This is a genomic window from Leucobacter albus, from assembly GCF_039528015.1.
Taxonomy (GTDB): domain Bacteria; phylum Actinomycetota; class Actinomycetes; order Actinomycetales; family Microbacteriaceae; genus Leucobacter; species Leucobacter albus.
Window position 1 is genome coordinate 38,504 of sequence record NZ_BAAAKZ010000003.1, and the last position, 21,886, is coordinate 60,389.

Annotated in this window: 15 protein-coding genes; 10 read left to right on the forward strand and 5 right to left on the reverse strand. The window is 69.3% G+C overall.

Going from position 1 to position 21,886, the window contains the following annotated elements; translation table 11 throughout:
- Positions 1–2 precede the first annotated feature (2 nt).
- From ABD115_RS03835 to ABD115_RS03855, 5 genes are all read left to right on the forward strand, one after another.
- Positions 3–890: a regulatory protein RecX gene (locus tag ABD115_RS03835; protein ID WP_343958384.1), complete on the forward strand. Its 888-nt coding sequence runs from the start codon at positions 3–5 to the stop codon at positions 888–890.
- Positions 891–935: 45 nt separating this feature from the next.
- Positions 936–2,471 carry a tRNA (N6-isopentenyl adenosine(37)-C2)-methylthiotransferase MiaB gene (gene miaB / locus ABD115_RS03840; RefSeq protein ID WP_343958386.1) on the forward strand — a complete coding sequence of 512 codons (1,536 nt, stop codon included), beginning with the start codon at positions 936–938 and terminating at the stop codon, positions 2,469–2,471.
- Between the two features lies 1 nt (position 2,472).
- Entirely contained in the window at positions 2,473–3,420 is a 948-nt protein-coding gene (miaA, locus tag ABD115_RS03845) for a tRNA (adenosine(37)-N6)-dimethylallyltransferase MiaA (RefSeq protein WP_343958388.1), read from the forward strand.
- 357 nt (positions 3,421–3,777) lie between these two features.
- Complete coding sequence (dapF, locus tag ABD115_RS03850; RefSeq protein ID WP_343958390.1) at positions 3,778–4,653, forward strand: diaminopimelate epimerase; 876 nt, start codon at positions 3,778–3,780, stop codon at positions 4,651–4,653.
- A gap of 202 nt (positions 4,654–4,855) precedes the next feature.
- A complete protein-coding gene (locus ABD115_RS03855) occupies positions 4,856–7,642 on the forward strand; it encodes a hypothetical protein (RefSeq protein WP_343958392.1) in 2,787 nt (928 codons plus the stop codon).
- 176 nt (positions 7,643–7,818) lie between these two features.
- Here the strand turns inward: ABD115_RS03855 and ABD115_RS03860 are convergent, their stop codons facing one another.
- Positions 7,819–10,602: a LuxR C-terminal-related transcriptional regulator gene (locus ABD115_RS03860; RefSeq protein ID WP_343958394.1), complete on the reverse strand. Its 2,784-nt coding sequence runs from the start codon at positions 10,600–10,602 to the stop codon at positions 7,819–7,821.
- 425 nt (positions 10,603–11,027) lie between these two features.
- Positions 11,028–11,795 (reverse strand): class I SAM-dependent methyltransferase, encoded by a 768-nt coding sequence (locus tag ABD115_RS03865; protein ID WP_343958396.1) that lies wholly within the window; start codon positions 11,793–11,795, stop codon positions 11,028–11,030.
- A 91-nt stretch (positions 11,796–11,886) separates the two neighbouring features.
- On the opposite strand from ABD115_RS03865, the gene hflX reads away from it, so the two are divergent.
- The 4 genes from hflX (at position 11,887) to ABD115_RS03885 (ending at position 18,184) form a co-directional block, all read left to right on the forward strand.
- Complete coding sequence (hflX, locus tag ABD115_RS03870; protein WP_343958398.1) at positions 11,887–13,503, forward strand: GTPase HflX; 1,617 nt, start codon at positions 11,887–11,889, stop codon at positions 13,501–13,503.
- Between the two features lie 195 nt (positions 13,504–13,698).
- On the forward strand, positions 13,699–16,017 hold the full coding sequence (gene metE, locus ABD115_RS03875) for a 5-methyltetrahydropteroyltriglutamate--homocysteine S-methyltransferase (RefSeq protein ID WP_343958400.1): 2,319 nt from the start codon (positions 13,699–13,701) through the stop codon (positions 16,015–16,017).
- Complete coding sequence (locus tag ABD115_RS03880) at positions 16,017–17,297, forward strand: uroporphyrinogen decarboxylase/cobalamine-independent methonine synthase family protein (RefSeq protein ID WP_343958402.1); 1,281 nt, start codon at positions 16,017–16,019, stop codon at positions 17,295–17,297. The genes metE and ABD115_RS03880 overlap by 1 nt, the downstream gene beginning before the upstream one ends.
- On the forward strand, positions 17,294–18,184 hold the full coding sequence (locus ABD115_RS03885) for a methylenetetrahydrofolate reductase (RefSeq protein ID WP_343958404.1): 891 nt from the start codon (positions 17,294–17,296) through the stop codon (positions 18,182–18,184). The genes ABD115_RS03880 and ABD115_RS03885 overlap by 4 nt, the downstream gene beginning before the upstream one ends.
- 56 nt (positions 18,185–18,240) lie before the next feature.
- Here the strand turns inward: ABD115_RS03885 and lipA are convergent, their stop codons facing one another.
- The 3 genes from lipA to lexA all read right to left on the reverse strand — a co-directional run bounded on the left by lipA (position 18,241) and on the right by lexA (position 21,098).
- Complete coding sequence (lipA, locus tag ABD115_RS03890) at positions 18,241–19,284, reverse strand: lipoyl synthase (RefSeq protein WP_343958406.1); 1,044 nt, start codon at positions 19,282–19,284, stop codon at positions 18,241–18,243.
- Positions 19,281–19,886, reverse strand: coding sequence for a lipoyl(octanoyl) transferase LipB (gene lipB / locus ABD115_RS03895; protein WP_343958408.1), 606 nt, complete (start codon positions 19,884–19,886; stop codon positions 19,281–19,283). Before lipB ends, lipA begins: the two co-directional genes overlap by 4 nt.
- A gap of 549 nt (positions 19,887–20,435) precedes the next feature.
- Positions 20,436–21,098 carry a transcriptional repressor LexA gene (lexA, locus tag ABD115_RS03900; protein ID WP_343958410.1) on the reverse strand — a complete coding sequence of 221 codons (663 nt, stop codon included), beginning with the start codon at positions 21,096–21,098 and terminating at the stop codon, positions 20,436–20,438.
- A 297-nt stretch (positions 21,099–21,395) separates the two neighbouring features.
- Here lexA and ABD115_RS03905 point away from each other — a divergent pair, with 297 nt between their 5' ends.
- Complete coding sequence (locus ABD115_RS03905) at positions 21,396–21,809, forward strand: LysM peptidoglycan-binding domain-containing protein (protein WP_343958412.1); 414 nt, start codon at positions 21,396–21,398, stop codon at positions 21,807–21,809.
- Positions 21,810–21,886 lie beyond the last annotated feature (77 nt).

Genomic DNA, 21,886 nt, shown 5'->3' on the forward strand with positions numbered 1-21,886 from the left:
CCGTGGCGGTCAGGTTTCTTCCGCCCCCGGAAGAGCGGCCGCGGGCACAGCGCGAGGAGCAGGGAGACCTCGCAGAGGTCATCGAGTTTCGCAGCAGGCTTCGCCGGCCGGAGCCCGCTGCCCCCGACGAGGCACCGCGCCGCGGGGAGGCCGTCGCTGATCCGCTGGCCCGCGGGGCGGCGACCGTTGATCGGCTAGCTCGCGGCTCCAGGCAGCAGGGGGAGCCTAGGGGCGCAGGCGGTGCGCGCCCGGCTGCTGCACTGCGTGCGCTGCTGGGCCCAGCCTCCGATGCGGTGGCAGATGGTTCGGGCGTGCTCGCCTCGGGCGTGCATGCCTCGGGCGTGCATGCCTCGGGTCTGAGCGCGACGACGCCTGATGCCGAACAGGCCGAATGCTCTGGCCCGACTCCCTACGAGAGCGCCGTTAAGCTGCTGGCCCGCCGCGCGCTCTCGAGCGGCGAGCTGCAGCGGGCGCTTGTGTCGCTCGGCCACCCCGAGGTCGACGCCGAGCAAGCGGTTGCCGAATGCGTCGACGCGCTCTACCTCGACGACGCTGATCTTGCCGTCACGGTCGCCGAGAAGCTGCGGTCGTCGAAGGGTGAGAGCAAGGCACGAATTCGGCAGAAGCTGCGGGAGCGCCAGCTGCCAGATGCCGCGATCGAGGCCGCGCTCGAGGGCCTCGACGACGATGATGAGCTCGAACTGCTTACGCAGACTGCGCGCGAGCGTGCCCGTCGGCTCACAGGGCTCGATCGGCAGACGGCCGAGCGTCGCCTGTTGGGCTTTCTCGCCCGGCGCGGCTGGTCTGGCGAACGCGCGACTCGGGCTGCCCGCGAGGCGCTCGATGGTGGCACGCGCTCGCAGGGGCGTGGCACGGTGAGATTCCAGTAGCCGGCCGATTCCTCGTTGTGATTGGTCGCGGGTAGAATTGATGCCATGCCTACCGTCGAAGCAGTGAAGATCGAACCGTCGCCAGCCGCGACACGCCCAGACGGGTCGGCCCGTAGCTACACGGTACGCACGCTCGGTTGCCAGATGAACGTGCACGACTCGGAGCGCATGTCTGGCTCGCTCGAGGCCGCCGGCTACGTCGCTGCCGAGAGCCCAGACGACGCCGACGTGTATGTGATCAACACGTGCGCAGTGCGCGAGAACGCTGCGAACAAGCTCTACGGCAACCTGGGCATGCTCGCCGCTGTGAAGCGCGAGCGCGAGGGCATGCAGATTGCCGTCGGCGGCTGCCTCGCGCAGAAAGACCAGGGCGAGATCGTCGACAAAGCCCCCTGGGTCGATGTCGTGTTCGGCACCCACAACATGGGCTCGCTGCCGGCGCTGCTCGAGCGTGCCAGGCACAACGCCGAGGCGCAGGTCGAGATTCTCGAGTCGCTTGAGGTGTTTCCGTCGACGCTGCCGACCAAGCGCGACTCAGCTTCGAGCGGTTGGGTATCGATCTCGGTGGGCTGCAACAACACCTGCACGTTCTGCATCGTGCCGTCGCTGCGTGGCAAGGAGAAAGACCGTCGACCCGGCGATATTCTCGCCGAGGTGCAGGCGCTCGTCGACGACGGTGCGATCGAGGTCACGCTGCTCGGCCAGAACGTCAACACCTACGGCGTCGAGTTCGGTGATCGGCAAGCCTTCGGCAAGCTGCTGCGGGCCATGGGCGAGATCGAGGGCCTCGAGCGCGTGCGCTTCACCAGCCCGCACCCCGCGGCGTTCACTGACGATGTGATCGCTGCGATGGCCGAGACCCCGAACGTGATGCCCTCGTTGCACATGCCGCTGCAGTCAGGCTCAGACACCGTGCTCAAAGCGATGCGCCGCTCGTACCGCTCGAAGAAGTTTCTTGGCATTCTCGATGCCGTGCGCGAACGTATTCCGGGCGCCGCAATCACGACAGACATCATCGTCGGGTTCCCCGGCGAAACCGATGCTGACTTCGAAGACACGCTGCGCGTCGTTGAGGCCTCGCGCTTTGCGAGCGCGTTCACGTTCCAGTACTCCGTCCGCCCGGGCACGCCCGCTGCGACGATGCCAGATCAGATTCCGAAGGCCGTGGTGCAGGAGCGCTACGAGCGGCTCGCTGCGCTGCAGGAGCGGCTGTCGCTCGAGGAGAATCAGGCGCAGATCGGCGAGACCGTCGAGGTGCTTGTGCAGGGCCACGAGGGCCGCAAAGATGGAGCGACGCGCAGGCTCTCTGGCCGGGCGGCCGACAATAGGCTCGTGCACTTTGCCATTCCAGACGGCGGCGAGGAGCCGCGCCCCGGCGATATGGTGACGACGACGGTGACTGCGGCAGCGCCGCACTTTGTGATTGCCGACGACACCGCGCGCTACGCGGTGCGCCGCACCCGGGCGGGCGACGCCTGGGATAGGCGTCAGGCCGACAGCTGCGGTGCACCAGCGCCAGCGGCCTCCGGCGGGGGCCGTGCGGTGAATCTCGGCCTGCCGACGCTGCGCATCGGGCAGTAGGGTGGCGACGCTCTGGGCGATCGTCGGGGCGACTGGCACCGGTAAATCTGAGGCGGCGCTCGACCTCGCCGAGCGGCTGTACGCTGCCCGCGGCGTCAGCGCAGAGGTCGTGAATGCCGACGCGATGCAGCTCTATCGAGGCATGGACATCGGCACGGCAAAGCTCCTGCCCGAGCAGCGCCGCGGGGTCACACACCACCTGTTCGATGTCTTCGACCCGGCCGAGGAAGCTACGGTTGCGCGCTACCAGCCTGCGGCGCGCGAGTGCATCGCAGCATTGCTGTCGCGCGGGTCCGACGCCATTCTCGTCGGCGGCTCGGGGCTGTATGTGTCGAGTGTGATCTTTGACTTTCAGTTTCCGCCACGCGATGAGGGGGTGCGTGCAGAGCTCGAGGCGCAGCTCGAGCAGGCCGGGGTTGGCCCGCTGCTCGCCAGGCTCCACGAACTCGCTCCCGATGTCGCCACCGCGGTCGATCAGCGAAACCCCAGGCGGGTCGTACGTGCGCTCGAGGTCGCGCTGCTGGGCGGCGACGCGAGGGTGACGCTCCCGAGCGAGCCCGAGCTCTGGCTCTCCGGTCGCGCGCACTCCGGCACCCGCATCGTCGGGATTTCGTGCGAGCGCGAGACCCTTACCGCGCGGCTCGACCGCAGGGTGGAGCAGATGTGGGAGAGCGGGCTGCTCGACGAGGTGCGCGGGCTCATTCCGCGCGGGCTCGAGCGTGGCAAGACCGCGAGCCGGGCGATCGGGTACGCGCAGGCGCTCGCCGAGCTTCGGGGCGAGCTGAGCGAGGCCGAGGCCATTGCCGAGACGCAGGCACTCACGCGCCGGTATGCGCGCCGACAGGTGAGTTGGTTCAAGCGATACGCCAACACCACCTGGGTAGATCAGACGGCCGGCAAGAACACCGCGGCTCTCGACGAACTCGCCACCGCTGCCGACCATCGCTAGGTAATCTGCAGAACACGGCCCCGGAAGCGCCCGCTCGAGTCGATGAACTGCAGATATGCGATGCACTGCAGCCAGCGCCCGTGCGCGGCGACGCGGCTACGGGGCGGCGCCGGCTGCGTCGGATAGGCGATCCGCGCTCCCACGGTCGAGTATGGCCCCGGAGCACCTAGCGGCTGCAGATCACCGAGCCTGTGCGCTGCTGCAGACCTCCGAACCTGTGCTGCTGCAGATCACCGAGCCTGTGCGCTGCTGCATTGACCCGCTGCCTCGCCGCCCACCCAGCCTCGCCGCCCACCCAGCCTCCGTGCGATAACCTGAACCCCACAAATGCCGCACTGACCTTCGAAGGGGTTTCGCATGACCGCACTCACATTTACCAAGGGGCACGGCACAGGAAACGACTTCGTATTGTTCACAGACCCCGAGGGCACGGTCGACCTGACGCCCGAGCTCGTGCGGTTTCTCTGCGACCGCCGCTTCGGCATTGGCGCAGACGGAGTGATTCGTGCGGTGCGGTCGCGGGCGCTGCCGGAGGGCACCGACGTGCTTGCGGTCGAGCCCGAGGCCGAGTGGTTTATGGACTACTGGAACGCCGACGGCACGGTCGCCGAGATGTGCGGCAACGGGGTGCGCGTGTACACGCACTATCTCATCAACGAGGGGCTCGTCGCGCCCGAGCGGAGCGACACGCTGCCGCTCGGAACCCGGGCCGGGGTGCGAGACGTGCTCGTCGGTGCGGCGGGGTACACGGTGGATCTTGGCCGGTGGCGCCTCGGCAAGGAGCGCCTCGTCGCCTCGCAGGGCCTTTCGGTCGCCCGCCCAGGCCTCGGTATCGAGGTGGGCAACCCCCACGTTGTTACCGTGCTTGCTGACCAGGCTGAGCTCGACGGGCTGAACCTCGACGTCGCGCCGACGTTCGAGCCGGTGCCCGCGGCCGGCGCGAATGCCGAGTTCGTGGTGCCCGCAGAGCAGCTGCTCGTGAACGGCGTCGCCCACATCACCATGCGTGTCTTCGAGCGCGGCGTCGGTGAGACGCTGTCGTGTGGCACCGGCGCCGCAGCGGCAGCGCTCGCGTTTCGCCACTGGGGTGGCGATCAGATGCCAAACAGCTGGAGTGTGACGGTGCCGGGCGGGAGGCTCGGCGTGCGGATGTTCGCAACCGAGGAGGGCGAGCACGTTTCGCTCACTGGCCCCGCCGAGCTTGTCTACCGAGGCACCATCGATCTGCCCTAGGTAATTCCTACCGATGCGCCACTGGTTGGCGCACTCGTACGCTGCACGTATCGTGCACCGAGGCCGCAGCGCCGCTGAGTTTCTGGTGCTGATGGCGTAGGAGCCGTCGGTCCCTGCGTCGGGGCCGATCAGGAAACCGGTTGACCCCACTTTGGCTTGGGGGCGCCACTCGCGTTCCCGCGAGTGAAATCGGACCCCGATCATGTTCCAGACATCTCGCCGAGAACCCGGTGAGTTCCACGCAACACCGAGGGCGGGCCGGTTCTGGCTCGCCCTCTTCGCGGCTGTAGCGCTCGTGCTCGGCCCGACACCGCTCGCGGCCTTCGCCGACGAGGCCGCCCCTGACGCATCCGCGGGAGCCGCAGCCCCTGAGGCGCAGCCGGCGGCGCCAGCGCCGTCCCCCGAACCAGCTCCGGCTCAGGCACCCGATCCGGTTCCAGCTCCAGCTCCAGCTCCAGCTCCGGCTCCCGAGCCAGCTCCAGCGCCAGCGCCAGCTCCAGCGCCTGCGCCAGCACCAGCGCCCGAGCCAGCTCCAGCGCCAGCACCGCAGCCGGTGGTGAGCCCCGAGCTCGTGCCCGAGGCAACGGAGAGCAGCGAGGGTTTTGCGGGCTCGGGCGGCTCCGAGGCCGTCGACACGCCAGCCACCGCGCGAACCCAATCGTCGAGCGAAACACCCGCGGCCACGCCGCGAGGCGACAAAGAAATGGTTGGCATCTGCCACGCGACGGGCAACCCGGGCAAGTGGGTCTACAACGAGCCAGCGAAGAGCGGCGACCTCAACGGTCACGCTGGCCACCAAGACAACCGCGACATCATCCCACCGTTCAGCTACCGCGACGACGGAGAGCAACGCTACTTCGCGGGCCTGAACTGGGACGCGGCCGGGCAGGCGATCTACAACAACGGGTGCGAGACTCCGGAGCAACCGGTGTACAGCACACCCAGCGTCGACCTGACCGTGTCGCAGTGCCTCTCGGCCGGCGGCGAACTCCCGGCCACGGGCACGGCGAACCTCGCCGGGCTCACCGCAGGGCAGAAGTACCGCCTGACGCTCGCCATCGGTGACAGCGACTCGTTCGAGCTCATGGTAGTGACCGCGACCGCCGCGGCGCAGGCCGTGCAAGTACCGCTGCTCGGCGTCGGGGGCTACCAACTGACGGTCACCCGTGTTGGCGCGACCGCTGAGGAAGGATCGGGATCCGCATCGCTGACGGTCACACCGTGCCCTGAAGAACCAGCACCGGTGGGCCTCTGCCACGCGACCGGTCAAGACGGTAAGTGGGTGTCGATCTCGCCGAACACAATGGGGGTGCTGCGCGGGCACGTTGATCACCAGGATAACCGCGACATTATCCCGCCGTTCAGCTACATCGAGAACGGCGAACTCGTCGAGTTCCCCGGCCTGAACTGGGGCGAGGAAGGGCAGGCGATCTTCGAGAACGGCTGCGACAACCCACCGGTGCCCGAGCCTGAGATCTGGGTCGATGTCGATCAGTGTGTCATGCTCGGAGACTCCCTACCGACCGAACTCGAGGTCTTCTTCGACGAGACGCTCAGCTACCTCGACTACTCGCTCACCGTGACTCACGACGGGGTGACGAGCCCCGTGCGCACCGTGCGCGGAGTCGACGGCGAAGGGTCGGTCACCGTGGCGATCGAGGGGCCGGGCGAGTACACCGTGACTCTCAGCCACGGCGAGGCGTCTGAGAGTGAGACCGTCACGGTGAACGCCTGCCCGGAGCCGAACTTCGACCTCGCGCTCGAGAAGTCGGCAGAGGCCCCCGACGGCGCGGCGGAGGTTGGCGACCTCGTGCGCTACACGCTCACGGTGACGGCCTCGGGTGAACACGCGGCGCTGAACCCCGTCGTCACCGACGCACTCCCCACTGGCCTCGCGTTCGCCGACGGGGTGAGTGCCCCGGTCGGCTGGACAGTGACCGGCGGCACAACGGTCACCGCAAGCTACGAGGGAGCCTTTGCCGGCGAAGCCGTCATCGAGTTCGATGCGATGGTGACCTCGGCTCCCGAGGCCGGCGAGGTCGTGAACAGGGCCTGCGTAGCGAGCGACGGCGCGGTTGCGCAGGTGTGGCCCGAGCGGCCAGCGGCCCGAGCCGGTGACGGCGGTGCCGAGGGCGACGGCAAGGGCGGTGGCGACGGCGGTGGCGACGGCGGTGGCGACGGCGACGGCGAGGGCGACGGCGGTAGCGTCGGTGAGCCCGCCGACACAGCAGACAACAACCCGGGCAACGATTGCGGCGAGGCGACAACCCCCGTGCGAAGCGTGACCGTATCGGGTACCGCCGCCTGCGTGAACGACACCCCGTGGTTCACCTACGCGGTGACGCCGACCGGCATCAGTGACGAGGGCGAGCTGCCGATCGCCATTATCTGGTGGGCGCCTGAGGCCTATGCCGCGCGGGACGCGGCGATTCCGGCCTCGGATCACGCCGCAATCCTGGCGAACGGTGCGGCGAAGGTAGACACTCTGCCCTACCCAGATGGCTGGGTGAGTGGGCAGCAGCTGACCGGCCAGATGCTCTGGCCCGGCGCCTCGATCGATGAGGCAGGCAACCCAACGGGCTGGCCGGGGTGGACGCAGCGAGCAGACGGCACCTGGTTCGAAGACCCATCGGCTCCGTTCTACGACCTGCGTGGCGAGACGATCATCGAGATTCGCATCAACCCGACCGCGGCCGCCACGGCCGTGTACCCGCCGGCAACGCCCGAGTGTGCGGCCCGGCCGCCGGTCACAACGCCGCCGGCAGTGGTGCCCGTCGTGCCCCCGGGAGCAGCTCCGGGTGTAGCTCGGCCCGCGGCCTCGCCGCAGCGCATCGCCGAGACCGGAGCGACAAACATGAGTGCGCTTGGAGCTCTCGGGGCGCTGCTTGTCGCAGGGGGAATGCTGATGGCAGGGCGTCGCGCTCACGGGGCCCGGGGTGCCAGCGGTGCCCGGGGCGCTCACGCGGGGAACGCGAGCCGCGGTGAGTAGCCCCCTGAAGCGGCGGTAGACCAGCGAACGCCGGGGCTCCGGCATCACCCCTGCACTTCCCCCCGAGACACCCCCATTGCACACGGTGACAACTGGGTGGTGTCGGAGGGAAGTGCAGGGTTCGCCGGGTTTGGGGGCGCGGGGTCAACGCGCCTGGGTTATCGGGCCCGCGACGGTCAGGGCGTGGCCCAGAGCGAGCCGCGCCGATCGAGATGCAGCGCGAGCCCCTCGCGGTCGTTGACCGCAAGCTTTGCGAACGCCTTTGCGAGGTGCGCGTCGACCGTGCGCGTCGACACGCGAAGCGTGGCAGCGATGTGCTTGGTTGAGTACCCCAGAACGGCAAGCCCTGCGACCTCACGCTCACGCTGCGTCAGCGCCGCCCGCCACAAGAAGGGGCCACGAATGCCGCCTCGCGCGAGCCTGCGCACCGCCGCAGAGTCTTGCACGGGTCCGCCGTCGGCGCGCTCGCCGGTGGCCTCCGCGAGCGTGTGCGCGAACGGTGTATCGATGCGGGCGCTGAGCTCGCTGGCGCGATCAAAGTGCGCCGCGGGGAGCCTCGCGGGCGCGCTGCTGGCGAGGTGGATCGCCCGCAACTCGACGAGGTGCAACTCTCGCTGGTGCGCCCACTCGACGAGCTCGAGAGCGGCTTCCTGCGCGGTTGGGTCCTCTATCCAGAGTCGCGCGGCGATCGTATTGAGTCGTATCGGGCCCTCGACGATGCGGCTCGCGCGCAGTTGCGTCTGTTCGAGCGTGTCGAGCACCGTTGCGGCGAGCGCGGTGCGGCCGGCCGACGCGAGCGCGAGCGCCCGGCCCGAGAGCGCCACGGCGAGAAACCCCATGCCATCGGCGCGACCGAAGGCGCTTATCGCCGCCGCGAACTCCGACGCCGCCTCGCCCCAGCGGCCCTCTGCGAGCGCGAGCATCCCAGTGAATGTTCCGACGTAGCCGGTGCCGCCGCGGTACGGGCCGGTCGGGTGCTCCAGCGAGTTGAGAAGGGCGACGTGGAGCCTCGCCGCCGCGGCGACCTGGCCGTTGAGGAGCTCGCTCATGCAGAGGGCTCCGAAGATCTCGCCTCCAGCGGAGTGGAACTCCGACGGGCGGCCAAGGGCCGCCGGGAGCGTGTCACGGGCGATGGCGCGTGCCGATTTGAGCTCGCCGCGTTGCGCCGCGATGAGGATCGTTGCGCCAGCGACCGAGACGAGGCGGGGAAGGCTGCGGGGGAACCCGGCCGTGGTGCGGAGCGCGTCAGAGGCAGCGAACTCTCCGGCGTATGCATGGCGAATGTAGGCCCCGGCTAAGGCCTGGGCAGAGAGCTCTCCGGCAGGGGACGGTGGCGCCGGGTTGGTGCTCGTTCCCGGCGGCTCAGCCGGGTGCGTGCGGGCGCCCGCCGGGGTGTCGCTGACGTGCGCGGCACCCGCCTCTGCGACCCCTGCCGCCTCGAGCATCGACGTGAGCAGGGCGCGGGCCGCGGCGCGATCGTCGTCGCGGTAGAGCAGGATATCGGCGCGGGCGAGGCCGAGGTCGATGCGTGCAGCTGAGGTGGCCGGTGCCTCGAAGGGCACCGGAAGCACACCGAACGACGGCTCGAATGGAGGCTCGAATGAAGGCGCGAACGCGGCCCCTGGCCCGGCGCCGAACCCGCTGTCGGCGGTGAACGGTGCGGTGAGTAGATCTGGGGCGACGAGAAACTCCGAGATTCCCGAAAATCTGGCGGCCTGGAGCCGTGCTGTGGTCGCCTGTAGCCGTTCGGTGAGGCTGAGCCCGGGGTGTGCGCTCAGCGCCCTGGCAACGCGTACCGTCAGCCCGAAATTGTTGCTGGCGACTGCAAGGCCGAGGGCTCGCCAGAGTGCGCGGCTCGGCGGCGTGCGACCAGCATCGAGCAGCACGTGCACCCCGCGCAACAGGGTTTCTGCCGGCGCGAGCTCGAGCGGGGTTGGCAGCGTATCGGCGATGCTGCGCAGCAGTTGAATTCGCTCACCGGCGGGGATCGCGCCGCGCACAGTGTCCCCGATGAGCTGGTTGCTCGTGCGCAGCAGCGGTGTGCCGTCGGGGGCGAGGTCTTCGCGAATCACGCGGTGGGTGAGAAGCCGGTCGAGGGCTGCGGGGGCCGCGACATCGGCGAGCTTCGCGATTGTCGCGAGCGTCACCGGTTCGGCAAGCGCAACGGTGCAGAGGGCGGATCGGGTCTCGGGGTGCGCTCGCGAGAGCTCTTCGACGAGAAAGGCGGGGAGCGACGGGGGGATCTCGCCGTTGTCGCCGCTCCAGCTGACGAGGTCGTCGAAACGGGAGAGTGACCCGGAGCGCTTAAGACTCGCGACCAGTTCCGTGAGAAAGAGCGGGTTGCCGCCGCTGACCCGGTGCAGCCGAGAGAGCGTCTCCGCCTCGATGGCGGGCGTGCCGAGCAGGTGCGCTGCAAGCGATTTGGTTTGTGCGAATGCGAGGGGAGCGAGCTCGACCTCGGAGACGCTGCGGTCGCGCACGAGCCGCATGATTGGCCCCGGTAGGTCGTTGCGATCGCGAGCGGTGATGAGCACTTGGAAGCCCGGGTGCCCGCCGAGGGCCGCAATGACGCGGAGGCTCTCATCGTCGGCGCTGTCTGCGTCGTCGACAAGAACGATCGCGCCGCCCGAACACTCTTGCTGGGCGGCGAGCACCGCGTGGTATACCTCGGCAAGGTCACGTGACTCGGGCAGCCCCGCCGCCGGGAACGCGGTGTGGAGCAGCCCGAACGGAATGTGTTGGAGCGTCTCTGAAGCGTTCAGCGTGATGACTCGAGGCTGCCCCGCTGCGTCGTCTGCAGGGAGGCGCTGGTCGATGATTTGCTCGATGACCTGCCGCGCGAGCACGTGTTTGCCCGCGCCCGGTTCGCCCGTGAGCAACAGCACAGCGCCGGGCAACTGAAGCGCCGCTGTTGCTGCGGCGAGCTCGGTTGCTCGGAGCGCGTGGAATACACCGTGCACTGTACCTCCTCACGCCGTCGTGGAATGATCGAATGCCAGCATCATACGACGGGCCGAGCAGGCTGCTTTGTATCCCACTTGCTCCTCAGGGGGCACAAACAAAGACTCAGTAGTCTTTTCACAAGAATATGGGGGCTCGAGCAAAGATCCACCCAATTTCGGGGCCTACCCGTCCTATTCGGCGGGCCGAGCGCGGCGCTCCCTAGCAAATCGGCGCTGCACACGAGAAAAGGTCGCATTTGCTGCCTATCTACCGCAGATCGCCTATCGAGCGCAGGCGCGGGGCGCCGGTGGTGCAGGCGCGGGGAGCAGGGGAGCTGGTGGAGCTGGCGGGGCGCCCGGAGCTCGCGGGGCGCCCGGAGCTCGCGGGGCGCCCGAAGGTGGTGGAACTCGCGGGGCCCGCGAGGGCTGGCCGGGCCGCAGGCCTAGTCGCGCATCGCGCGCAGCACGTGGAACCCCTTCTTGCGGGCGACGCGATCCACCTCGAAATCGGTGAACGACGCTGCGATCCACCGCTGCAACGAATCTGCTCCGAGGTGTTTTGCGACGACGAGGTACGCGCTCCCGCCGGGCACCAGGCGGGGGAGCCACTCGGAGAGAATGCCGTGCAGCACCTCCTTGCCGACACGAATCGGGGGGTTCGAGCGAAGCTCGGAGAACTCGAGCCCCGCCGGTACATCCTCGGGAGACGCGACCCGAACGTTTGCGAGCCCGAGCCGCTCGGCATTTCGCCTGGTGAGCTCGCGAGAGCGCTCGTTCACGTCGATTGCCCAGACCTCACGGTCTGCGTGCTCGAGTGCGGCGGCGAGGGCGATCGGCCCCCAACCGCACCCGATATCGAGAATTGGGGCTGCGCTCGCCGCCGTGCCGGGGGCCTCGACCGCGCCCGGCGCCTCCGCCACAGCGGGGCCGCCGCCAGCGGGCCCGGCAGCAGTCGCGTGGTCGACGGTGGCAGCAGCAGCAGCAGCATCAGCATCAGCATCAGCATCAGCGGCCTCGCCGGCCGGCACGAGCGGAAGCTCAGTCAGGCCCGGGAGCGTGTCGAGCAGCAGCGCCGTTCCCTGATCGAGGTGCTCGGGGCTGAAGACGCCGCCCGCGGTGAGCACGCTGCGCGCCCTGCCCGCAAGCTCGACCTCGATCTCGCGCGGCGTGAAGTCGCCGGCGGGGGATTCTGAGAAGTAGTGCTGATTCACCACCCCAGTATCCCAGCCCGTGCCCCAGGCCACATGCCCGAAGCGAACATCCGTGCTTTGGTGGCGCGATCACCGTACACTTGGGAAGCACATGAGTGATATCACGAACGACAAGACCGACGAGACAGTGAGCGACGAGACCGCGAGCGGCGAGACCGTGGCCGATGCGACCGCGAGCGGCGACGAAGCTGCGGCCGCGCCCACAGACCCGCTCGAGCGGCTACTCAAGCGCGCCGGTGGCACCGGTGCCTCGGTGATTCGCGACCTCTCCGATGCGCAGGCGCTCGGCAGCTCAGACCACGACGAGCTCGGCGAGGCCGGCCACGGCATTCAGATGGACCGTGAAGATCGCGCTTCGCTCACGCGCGTCGCGGGCCTCTCCACGGAGCTCGAAGACGTCACCGAGGTCGAGTACCGACAGCTGCGCCTCGAGAACGTAGTGCTCATCGGCATCTTCAACTCGGGCCGCAGTCAGTCTGCCGCAGACGCGCTCGAAGATGCGGAGAACTCGCTGCGCGAGCTCGCTGCACTCGCCGAAACCGCTGGCGCGACGGTGCTCGACGGGGTGCTGCAGCGCCGCGCGAACCCTGACCCCGCGACCTACCTCGGCAAGGGCAAGGCCCAGGAGCTCGCCGAGCTCGTGCGCGCGCTCGGTGCCGACACCGTGATCGCCGACGATGAGCTCGGCCCGAGCCAGCGGCGCGCGCTCGAAGACGTCGTGAACGCGAAGGTCATCGACCGCACCACCGTGATTCTCGACATCTTCAGCCAGCACGCGAAGAGCCGCGAGGGCAAGGCGCAGGTCGAGCTCGCGCAGCTCGAATACCTGCTGCCGAGGCTCCGCGGCTGGGGCGAGTCGATGTCGCGCCAGGCCGGTGGCCAAGTGGGCGCGGCGGGCGCCGGCATGGGCTCGCGCGGCCCCGGCGAGACGAAGATCGAGCTCGACCGCCGCCGCATCAACACCCGCATGGCGAAGCTGCGCAAGCAGATCGCCGGCTTTGCGCCAGCGCGCGCAGCCAAGCGGGCGAACCGCAAGCGCGGCGAGGTGCCGTCTGTTGCAATCGCCGGCTACACGAACGCCGGCAAGTCGAGCCTGCTGAACCGCCTCACGGGCACCCAGGAGCTCGTGCAGAACCAGCTGTTCGCGACCCTCGACACCGCCGTGCGGCACTCTGAGACGCAAGACGGGCGCGACTTCACCTACGTCGATACCGTCGGGTTCGTGCGCAACCTGCCCCACCAGCTCGTCGAGGCGTTCCGCTCGACGTTCGAGGAGGTGGGGGAATCAGATGTGATTCTGCACGTCGTCGACGCCTCGCACCCCGACCCCGAGGCGCAGCTCGCGACCGTGCGCGAGGTCATCGCCGAGGTCGAGGCGCAGGGCATTCCCGAGGTCGTGGCGTTCAACAAGGCCGACCTCATCGACGACTCCCGCAGGCTGCTGCTGCACGGGCTCGCGCCAGACGGCGTGTTCGTCTCGGCGCGCACCGGCGAGGGCGTCGACGAGCTCATGGCGCGCGTCGACGCGGCGATTCCGGCGCCAGACCGCGAGGTCACTGTCGTGGTGCCGTATGACAGGGGCGACCTCGTCGCCGAGCTGCACGAGCGCAACCGCGTGCTCGAGCTCGACTACGACGAGGCCGGCACGCGCGTGCGCGCGCTCGTGACGCCGGAGATGTTCTCGAAGCTCGACGACTTCCTCGTCTAGCGCCGCCGCCGCGCACCTACCCGATTCCAGCCGCGATCTCGCGCGCGGCGTAACACTTCGTCGCACGCGGTAACAGTGCGAAATCGGGGCCGGTTTGGGGTGCCTCGCCGGGTACTTTTGCAGCAGACGGGCACCACGGCAAGGCGCTTCGGCGCCGCCCGTCACACGCACGCACTGTACCTGACGGAGGGCCCCATGACCGCTGCATCGCTTCCACTCGCCACCATCGCCGGCTACCCGAGAATCGGCAGGCGCCGCGAGCTCAAGCGCGCCGTCGAGGCCTTCTGGGCCGGCCGCATCACCGAGGAGCAGCTGCAGCAGACCGCGGCCGAGCTGCGCGCGGCGACTCGGGCGCGACTTGTCGAGCTCGGGCTGCCAGCCGAGGGCGGGGCCGTGCCAGAGAGCTTCAGCTTCTACGACCAGGTGCTCGATGCGACGCTCGCGCTCGGCGCGATTCCCGAGCGCTTCGCGGGCGTCACCGGCTCCGACCTCGAGACCTACTTCACGCTCGCGCGCGGCGACAAGGCCCACCAGCCGCTCGAGATGACGAAGTGGTTCGACACGAACTACCACTACAGCGTGCCCGAGATCTCGGAGCGCACCGCGTTCAGTGCGAACCCGAAGGCGCTCGTCGCGCAGCTCGGTGAGGCGCGCGAGCAGGGCATTGAGGCCCGGCCCGTCATCGTCGGCCCCGTCACCTACCTGCTGCTCGCGAAGGCGGCAGACGGTGCCGGCGAGGGCTTCGACCCCGTGTCGCGCCTCGACGAGGTCGTCGCCGTCTACGCCGAGCTGCTCGCCGCGCTCGCCGCCGCCGGGGCGACCTGGGTGCAGCTCGACGAGCCGGCGCTCGTGTCTGACTCGCTGCGCACGACGCGCGAGGAAACGCTCGCGCTTGTTGAGCGCGCGTACGGGGCACTCGGTGCGGGGGCGGATCGCCCGCGGATCCTCATCGCAGCGCCCTACGGCGACGCGTCAGCTGCGCTCGCCCGTCTCGCCAAGCTCCCCGTCGAGGCTGTGCAGGCCGACCTCGTGCGCGGCTCGCTGCCGACGGCCGAGCTCGCAGACGGCTCGCTCGCCGCCGCGTTCGAAGGCACCCAGCTCGTCGCCGGCGTCGTCGACGGCCGCAACATCTGGCGCACCGACCTGCGCGAGGCAGCGGCCACGCTCCGCTCGCTCGCAGACGCCGGCATTCAGACCGTCGTTGGCACGTCGAACAACCTGCAGCACGTGCCGCACGACGTCGCTGACGAGGCAAAGCTCGACGCGAAGCTGCGCTCGTGGCTCGCGTTTGCCGACCAGAAGGTCGAGCAGGTCGCGGTGCTTGCGCGCGGGCTCGCCGAGGGCGAGGAGGCGATCGAGGCAGAGCTCGCCGAGGTTGATCGGGTGCTCGCCGACCGCGACGCGGCTGAAGGCGTGCGCGTCGACGCGATCCGCACCCGCGCTGCGGCCGCCGGAGACGCCGATCGCACCCGCGTGAGCGAGGCCGACCGCCGGGAGGCGCAGCACGGCCTGAACATCCCCGCGCTCGCGACGACGACGATCGGCTCGTTCCCGCAGACCGCCGAGATTCGTAACGCCCGCGCCTCGTTTGTGCGCGGCGAGATCGACGAGGCGGCGTACGACGGCTTCCTGCGCGAGGAGATCGCGCGCGTGATCGCGCTGCAGGAGGAGATCGGGCTCGACGTGCTTGTGCACGGCGAGGCGGAGCGCAACGACATGGTGCAGTACTTCGCAGAGCTGCTCGACGGCTTCGCGGTGACCGAGCACGGCTGGGTGCAGTCGTACGGCAGCCGCGCGACGCGCCCCTCGATTCTCTGGGGCGATGTGTCGCGGCCCGCGCCGATGACGGTGCGCTGGTCGGCCTACGCGCAGTCGCTCACCGAGCGGCCGGTGAAGGGCATGCTCACGGGCCCCGTCACGATTCTCGCGTGGTCGTTCGTGCGCGACGACCAGCCGCTGTCAGACACCGCATCGCAGGTCGCGCTCGCGCTGCGCGATGAGATTGCGGATCTCGTCGACGCCGGCATCTCCATCGTGCAGGTTGACGAGCCGGCGCTGCGCGAGCTGCTGCCGCTCGACCGCGACCGCCAGGCCGCCTACCTCGACTGGTCGGTCGGCGCGTTCCGGCTCGCGACTGGCGGAGCCGGAGCAGACGTGCAGATCCACACGCACCTGTGTTACTCGGAGTTCGGCGAGATCATCGACGCGGTCGACGGCCTCGACGCCGACGTCACCTCGATCGAGGCTGCGCGCAGCCGCATGGACGTCGTCGAGCCGCTCGGCGACCACGGCTACTCCCGCGGCATCGGCCCCGGCGTCTACGACATTCACTCGCCGCGCGTGCCGGGCGTCGACGAGCAGACTGAGCTTATTCGCATCGCCGCCGCGCGCATTCCGGGCGAGCAGCTCTGGGTGAACCCCGACTGCGGGCTGAAGACCCGCGGCTACGACGAGACCGTCGCGAGCCTCACGAACCTCGTGCTGGCCGCGAAGGCCGTGCGCGCGGAGGCGTAGTGGGCGCGGAATCTGTGGGCGCGGCGGAGGCCTGGCCGGTGGGCGTGCTGCCCACCGAGCAGGTCGGCTCGCTGCCGCGCCCGGCCCGGCTGCAGCGCACCGTGCTCGACGCCGAGATCGGCGCGATCTCGGCAACGGAGCTCGAGGCAGAGCAGGAGCTCGCGGTGCGCGACACCCTCGACAGGCTCGCGGCGACGGGCTCGCCGATCGTGAGCGACGGCGAGCAGCGCAGGCAGAGCTTCGCAAGCTACCCGCTCGCGGGCGGCGATGTCGAGGCGGGGCCGGTATTCGCGGTGTTCGCAGACGGGCACCACCGCGTCGTGCCCAGGCTCACCACGGCGCCGTTTCGGTTTCAGAGCTGGGCGGCCGACGACGTCGCGCGGGCGCGCATGCACACCGAGCTGCCGCTGAAGCAGGCCGTGATCTCGCCGTCGATGCTCTCGCTCACGGTGCCGGAGGCCGGCCTCGGCGGCTACTCGCGCGAGGAGTTTCTTGCAGACGTCGTCGCTGGCTGCGCCGAAGACATCAGGCGGTGCTTCGCCGCTGGCGCGAGCCGCGTCTCGATCGACTTCACCGAGGGCAGGCTCGCACTCAGGCGCGACGTGCGCGCCCCGTGGGCCGGCCCGAGGGCGCTCGCGGGCTTCATCGAGCTGCTCAACCGCGTGCTCGGCGAGCTCACGGACGCCGAGCGCGCGCACGTCGGCGTGCACACCTGCCCCGGCAACGACAACGACTCCGCGCACAGCGCCGACGTCGACTACGCCGAGCTGTTGCCCGAGCTGTTTCAGATCGAGGCGGGTTACTTTCTCGTGCAGGCAGCGAGCGAGAAGGAGCCCGACCGCGTCGCGCGGCTCGTAGGCCGCGAAATCTCGGCGCTCGCGGCCGCTGGTCGGGAGGCACCCCGGGTGCTGCTCGGCGTAACGAACCCGACGAACCCGAAGCTCGAGACCGCTGAACAGGTGCGCGACCAGCTCGTGCGCGCGGCGAGGTTCGTGCCGCCCGAGCTGCTCGGCTCGACCGATGACTGCGGCTTCTCGCCGTATCTCATCGACGAGAAACCGCGGCACGGCTCACCTGACCACGCGCGCGACGTCGCCTTCGCGAAGGTCGCCGCGCGTGTGCGCGGCACGGAGCTTGCCGGTGAGGTGCTCGGCGGGTCGGTGCTTGGTGGTTCGGTGCTTGGTGGTGCGGTGGCTGGTGGATCGGAGCGCGGCGGCTCGAGCGTGGGCTCGGCCGCCAGCGGTGGCGGATCCGCACCGGCGACGGAGGGCACACCATGAACGCGACCCTGCTCACCGGCAGTGCCCCGACCCGCGCGCGCTTCTCGTTCGAGGTCTTCCCGGCGCGGTCTGGGGCCGCGGCGCTCGCGCTCGGCAACTCCGTGCAGCACCTGTCTGCGGTCGGCCCCGACTTCATCTCGGTGACCTACGGAGCGAATGGGTCGCACCGCGACGCCTCGCTCGACCTGCTCGCCTACCTGCGCGACCACACCGAGGCGCTGCCGCTCGCGCACCTCACCACGGTCGGCGAGAGCAGCGAGGTTGTGCGCGAGACGATCCACCGGGTGATGGACGCGGGCATCCACGACTTCCTCGCGCTGCGCGGCGACCCACCTCGCGGGCTCGACGAAACGAGCCCGGAGGTTGCCGGGTCGCTCAGCGCTCTCGAACTCACCGAGCTCATCGCCGAGGCGCGGGCCGAGCGGCCTGCGTTCACGAGTGTCGGGCGCACCGCTGTCGCCGCCTACCCGAACGGGCACCCGCTGTCGCGCGGGCAGTCGGCCGACATTGACTGGCTGCTCGCGAAGGAGGCCGCGGGGGCGCAGTTTGCGATTACACAGCTGTTCTTTTTAGCGGAGGAGTACCTCGGCTTCGTTGACGCCGCCCGCTCCGCCGGGCTGAAGATGCCGATTCTGCCGGGGCTCATGCCCGTCTCGACGAGCGGGCAACTGCGCAAGGTCGCCTCGCTCGCGGGGCGCCCGGCGCCCGTTTCGCTCGAGCGCGCGATGGAGGCGGCCGGCGGGTTCGCGCCCGAGCTCGGGGTCGAGCACACGATCTCGCTCGCGCGCGAGCTGCTCGCCGGCGGCGCGCCGTCGATCCACCTCTACACGTTCAACCGGCACGAGCAGGTGCTCGCGGTGCTCGAGGAGCTGGATCTGTTGGTCTAGGGGTTGCGCGGTTCGGGGAGGTGCTGGGTGCTGCGGTCCGCGTTGCGGGTTGCCCCTTACACCGTGGCGACGGCCTGCGGGAAGTCTGCCGTGACGTCTGCGCCGGCAGCGCGCTCCGCGAGGTGTCGCAGCTCCGCTGGCACCGCGCGGCCCTTGCGCTGCATCGTCTGAGCCCACAGCCGACCCGCGCGGTACGAGGATCGCACGAGCGGCCCGGCGAGCACGCCGTCGAACCCGAGCGCCTCGGCCTCGGCGGTGAGCTCGACGAACTCCTCGGGGCGCACCCAACGATTGATGGGGTGGTGGAGCTTCGACGGGCGCAGGTACTGGGTGAGGGTAAGGATGTCGCAGCCCGCGTCGCGCAGTTCACGCATCGTCGCCGACACCTCGTCGCGCGATTCGCCCATGCCGAGAATGAGGTTTGATTTCGTGATCATGCCCGCGTCGCGCGCCTCGGCGATCACCTCGAGCGAGCGCTCGTAGCGAAACCCAGGCCTGATGCGCCGGAAGATGCGCGGCACGGTCTCGAGGTTGTGCGCGAACACCTCGGGGGCAGCCTCGAACACCTGCGCGAGGTGCTCTGGTCGACCCCCGAGATCGTCGGCGAGCACCTCGACCCCCGAACCGGGGTTGAGCGCGTGAATCTGGCGGATCGTCTCGGCGTACAGCCACGCTCCGGTGTCAGGCAGGTCGTCGCGCGTCACCCCCGTGATTGTCGCGTAGCGCAGCCCCATCGTGCGCACAGACTCGGCGACGCGGCGCGGCTCGTCGCGGTCGAGAGGGAGCGGCTTACCAGAGGTGATCTGGCAGAAATCGCAGCGCCTGGTGCAGATGGAGCCGCCGATAAGAAACGTTGCCTCGCGGTCTTCCCAGCACTCGTAGATGTTCGGGCAGCCCGCCTCGGCGCACACCGTGTGCAGCCCCTCGGAGCGCACGAGCTGCTGCACGGCAAGGTACTCGGGGCCGGTTTTCGCGCGCGTTTTGATCCACTCGGGCTTTCGCTCGATGGGGGTCTCAGCGTTCTTGGCCTCGACCCGCAGCAGCCTGCGCTGCTCGGGCTCGGGGCGCGTGCCCGTTGCGGGGAGTATCTGGGCGCTCATACGGCGAACCTTTCGAGTACGGGAGCGAGATGGCGCTCGAGTGCCGGGGCGACTTCGGCGGGAGTGACGGTGCGCCCGACGCAGTCGCTGAGGGTGGTGACCCCGGCGTCGGTGATGCCGCACGGTACGAAGTTTGCGAACGGGGCGAGGTCATTGCTGCAGTTCAGCGCGATGCCGTGCGTGACGATGCGCCGGCTGACGTGAATGCCGATCTGGGCGAGCTTGCTGAGTGTTGGTGCGGGTGCGGCTGAGGCCCGCAGCTCGGTCCACACTCCGGTGCGGCCGTCGACGCGGGTGCCCGCTATGCCAAACTCGGCGACGACCGCGATGAGCGCGCCCTCGAGCGCGCGCACGAGGTCGGCCCCGCCAAAGCCGCTCGCGAGCCGAATCACCGGGTAGGCGACGAGCTGGCCGGGCCCGTGCCAGGTGACCTTGCCGCCTCGATTCACGGCGACGACCGGCGTGCCGTCGCTCGGGTACTCATGCGCCTCTGCTCGGCGGCCAGCCGTGTAGACCGGAGTGTGCTCGAGCAGGAGCACCGTGCCGGCGTCGTGCGCGTCGCCCGGTCGCGCGAGCGCGGCTGGGTTGCTCCGTGCACTCACTTCGTTCGAATCGGCTGGTGGGTGTGATGCGGCCGGTGGGTTCGAACCCGCTGGTGGGTGTGATGCGGCTGGTGGGTTCGAACCCGCTGGTGGGTGTGATGCGGCTGGTGGGTTCGAACCCGCTGGTGGGTTCGATTGGCTCAGCCGGGCGCTGGCCTCGGCCTGGAGCTCGAGGCCGAGCGCGTAGTCGACGAAGTTCGGGGCCAGCCCGGCTGTCACAAACCTCGGGGTTGCCCGGTGCGATTGGGCGGGGGCGGGCCACGGTGGCGGCGCTGGCGTGACCGGGCCAGCTGCGGTGATGGAGCGCATACCAACATGTTAGTTGGACTGCGTCTAACAAATCAAGATGGTGTAGTTTGGCGTTCCGCGCTGTTGCTGCGGGCGCGGCTGCGTGCGAGCTGTGGGGTTGGGTCCGTGCGCGGCGGGGCGCTGGCTGCAGAAACCGGGGTGATCTGCGTTCAATAGGCTCGGGCGCGCGGGCTCGGGCCGTGGGAATGCAGAAACCCCCTGTTTCTGCAGGGGGTTTCTGGTGCTGGGCGGTGCGCGTCGCTACACGGAGCGGAAGACCGCGACAACCTTGCCAAGCACCTCGGCGTGATCGCCGAGAATCGGCTCGAACGCGCTGTTTCTCGGCAGTAGCCAGGTGTGGCCGTCGCGCCTGCGGAAGACTTTGACCGTAGCCTCGCCGTCAAGCATGGCGGCAACGATGTCGCCATTGTCGGCCTCCCGCTGCTGGCGCACAACGACGAAGTCGCCGTCGCAGATTGCAGCGTCAATCATCGATTCGCCGACGACCTTCAACATGAACAGCTGCCCGTCGCCGACGAGCTGCCGGGGGAGCGGAACGATCTCTTCGACCTGCTGGTCGGCCGTGATTGGCACGCCTGCGGCGATTTGGCCGACGAGCGGGATGAAGGCAGTCTCTTGTGCCTCGACCGAGGGGGAGTCGGCAAGCGCGCTGCTCGTGACCGCGAGCTCCACGAGAATCTCGAGTGCCCGCGGCCGATTGGGGTCGCGGCGAATGTAGCCGCCGAGTTCGAGCCGACTCAGCTGGTGCGTAACGCTCGAGAGTGAGGAGAGCCCGACGGCGTCTCCGATCTCGCGCATGCTCGGTGGGTACCCGCGTGACTCGACCGAGCGTGCGATGAACTCCAGGATCGCCTGCTGCTTCTCTGTCAGCGGCTTTCGCGGCGCTGAGGCCAGATCGCTCATCGCTCGTCCTCTCGTGGTGCGGTCGTCGTGTGCGCCGGAGCGCGGCTGCTCAGGGGGGTTCGGGGGCTCAGGCCGGGGTGAGCGTGAATGTCGGAGGTCACTGATTGGGTGAACTCGTTGTTCGAAACCCTAGCTCGGATATTCGAGGCGGGGCAAACATTCGTTCGAGTGTCGTGTGAATAGCTGCGATATTTGTTCGAAGTTTGCGGTTGCGGTTTCGTTCATTCGAAGATATATTCGAAATAGATGTTCGAACTGCTGAAGTGTGATCGAACAATCTCGAGAGAGGAACTCCTCATGACTGCAACGGCAATCGTTACCCCGCTGAGCCCCCGCATTGGCGCGGCTGCTTCGACCGTGGCCGGCCCCGCCAAGCTCCGCCTGACGAGGCGCGGGCGCATCGTGTTCGGTGGCCTCGCCACGGTGCTGATCGCCGGGGCGCTCGGTGTGGCTGCGGCGTTCGCAGCGCCGGGCGCAGAGGCAAACGGCACGGTGAGCTCGCAAGAGTTCCCCTACGTGCTCGCGCAGTCGGGCGACTCGCTGTGGAGCATTGCCTCGGCGCTCGACCCCGCCGCAGACCCTCGCGACATTGTCGCCGAGCTGCAGCGGCTGAATCAGATCGATGCCGCAGACCTGCGTGCTGGCGACTCGATCGCGGTGCCGCTGCGCTTCGAGGGCAGTGACCTCACGTTCGCCGCGATCGGCGAGTAGCAAGACTCGCGCATAGCGCGACCGGTGTGCGGTGCGCTCATCGAGCAGTAAGACGGGTAAACGCCGCGGTCGGCGAA